This is a genomic window from Brevibacterium iodinum ATCC 49514 (assembly GCF_900169265.1).
Taxonomy (GTDB): domain Bacteria; phylum Actinomycetota; class Actinomycetes; order Actinomycetales; family Brevibacteriaceae; genus Brevibacterium; species Brevibacterium iodinum.
The window spans coordinates 1-1719 of the sequence record NZ_FXYX01000053.1; the positions used below are offsets into that span (position 1 = coordinate 1).

A 1719-nucleotide genomic window follows, 5' to 3' on the forward strand; every position below is an offset into this window, starting at 1 on the left:
CGCCTGGCGTGACCTGCCGCGCGAGCATTTCGGGCCGTGGCAGACAGTATGGAAACGTCACCGCCGCTACGCCGCCGACGGCACCTGGGACCGAGTCTTAGCCTTGATCCACCGATTCGCTTGATGGCAAGGGGCTCACTCGGATTCGAGTGCGAACGCGGTGCGAGGGCAGGAAGTAGTGTCCCGGTCTCTCACCGGTCTCTTCCACATAGATGATTCCCCGGGGTCTCCTCCAGAATCTGCGTCCTCGCCCGGTGAGCGATCCGGGCCGGGATGCCGATGATCCGTGTCCGCAGCGTCTGAGCGCGCACTTTGCTCATCCGTCCACCGATGAGTCCGGCCGCAGCCCGCATCAGGTTGTGTGTGATCGCTGCGACTGCTACCCAGGCGGCGTTGGCGTTGAACACCCCAGAGGGCATATGTGCCAGGGCACCGTTCTTCAACTCCGCATTGATCTGCTCGATGATCGCGTGCTTGCGGTGGATGTGATCAGCAGCGACGGTGTCGAAACGGTCTTTGTCCACCGTGGTGAAGAACGCGTGATAGCGGAACAAGTCGAACAATGGGTCCTGCCCGGCAGTGCGTTTGGTCTCGTTGAGTTCAGGGATGCGGCGGACCACCAAGCGGCCGGCGGCGTGCAGGGACTTCTTCTTCGAGGTGAATGCGGTGAACGGGACCTCGGCGACTTCGGCCTTCGAAATCCAGGCCCTGGTCTCTTCGTCGTAGATCGCTTCGGGGTATTCGATGCCAGTCCATGCGTCGTCGCTGATTGTTCCGATCGCTGCTTTGACCTTCTTGTCCATGCGGACCGTGATCGATACTTCAGCCCCGGCATCCCGGGCGGCTTTGGTCACAGTCGAGGAGTAGTACGCCGAATCAGCCCTGACCAGGGCTGGGAGGCCGGAGTTGATTCGGGTCGTGGTGGCCAGAGCGTCGGCGACGAACTTGTCAGCACCCCGGGCTGACGAGGTTGAGCCCTTGCGCAGGCGCTGGCCGACGATGATCTCGCCGGAGTCGCCCGTCGATGCGGTCGCCAACAGTGCGTTGAGGCCACGACTGCCTTGGTAGCCGAATCCAGCTCCCTGCTTCGACGCGGAGTGGACATCGATGACGGTGTCGTCGACATCGACGAACACCATCGCTTGTCCAGTGTCTTCGCTGGCTGGTAGCAGCGGTGTGTGCTCGTTGAGGTTGGTCAGGAAACGGGAAGAGATCGCGTCGAGTTGCCGGACGTGGCCGAAGGCGAACGAGCGCAGGAACGACCCCAGGGTCGAGGGCGCGTAGACACGATCGAAGAGGTGTTGCATGCCGCCGTGGCGGAGGATGTTCATGTCATCGATCGAGTCGGCCCCGGCAGCCATTCCCGCGACGAGCCCGGTAGTGGCCGTCAGGTTCGCATCGTCGAAGGAGTGAGACACAGACGCGGGTGTGTGGTTGAATAGCACCTGAGAGGTGCCCCTTTCTTGAACGGGAATGTTGACTTCGAACATCATCATTTTCCCAGTTCAGAAGGGGCATTTCCATTTCACGCGCGGCTTGATCCGGCTACTCGCATCGGTGGATCAAGGCTAAGGTGAGCGGTCGGCGCCCGCCCCTCACGCCACGGCAACAACCACTCCGGCCGCAAGCAGCAGCACGAAGTAGCCCCAGGCGTGGAGGATCTCGGGGATCTTCGGCACTCGGCGGCGCAGGAACACGATGATCGGCAATCCGCCGATG

At 62.2% G+C, this 1719-nt stretch carries 1 protein-coding gene and 1 pseudogene; one reads left to right on the plus strand and one right to left on the minus strand.

The genetic code is table 11. The features are described from left to right. Positions 1 to 103, plus strand: a pseudogene (locus tag BI49514_RS16140) (transposase); the annotation flags it as partial. Between the two features lie 88 nt (positions 104 to 191). Here the strand turns inward: BI49514_RS16140 and BI49514_RS16145 are convergent. Next, positions 192 to 1418: an IS1380 family transposase gene (locus tag BI49514_RS16145; RefSeq protein WP_101547465.1), complete on the minus strand. Its 1227-nt coding sequence runs from the start codon at positions 1416 to 1418 to the stop codon at positions 192 to 194. Positions 1419 to 1719 lie beyond the last annotated feature (301 nt).